General features: G+C 48.1%; 1 protein-coding gene. It reads right to left on the minus strand.

All coding sequences use genetic code 11. From position 1 onward, the window contains the following. Nucleotides 1-389 precede the first annotated feature (389 nt). A partial coding sequence (locus J9889_RS19490) for a hypothetical protein (protein ID WP_210557773.1) occupies nucleotides 390-646 on the minus strand: 257 nt, incomplete at its 5' end.

Here is a 646-nt window from a genome sequence, read left to right on the forward strand (position 1 = left end):
TGCCTCTACTGCCTCTACTGCCTCTACTGCCTCTACTGCCTCTACTGCCTCTACTGCCTCTACTGCCTCTACTGCCTCTACTGCCTCTACTGCCTCTACTGCCTCTACTGCCTCTACTGCCTCTACTGCCTCTACTGCCTCTACTGTCTCTACTGCCTCTACTGCCTCGTTTTGTAAGTGAGAGATGATTTTTCAATAGTCTCTATATTTAAGTCGTTTATCTCTGCCTAAACGACAGGGGTTCTGTTGCATAGCCCAGAGTAGGGCAATGTCATCCTTCATTTGTCGTATAAGTAGGCCATGAGTCATGGAGTGTGGCGGCTATAGTGCCGTTGAGGACTTGTTTCTGTGGATAAGGTTGTATAAAAGCTGTGCTTGGATATGAATAACTAAAAAAGTGCCGATTTTTGCAATTTTATTGCAGAGAAGGGGTTGCCAGAACGAATTCGCTCCCTATAATGCGCCTCCATCGACAGGGCAAGCGGCAACGCAAAGCCTGAGTCGGTAGCCTCGAAAAGCCTTTGAAAATAAGGCTTGACTCGAGAAGGCGGTTGAGTAGAATGCCACTCCCGCAGCAGCCAAAAGCTGCGTCGCTCTTTAACAATTTGAATCAAGCAATCTGTGTGGGCACTCACAGCATCGAGCA

Source organism: Aeromonas sp. PrichA-15 (assembly GCF_017939245.1).
Classification (GTDB): domain Bacteria; phylum Pseudomonadota; class Gammaproteobacteria; order Enterobacterales; family Aeromonadaceae; genus Aeromonas; species Aeromonas caviae.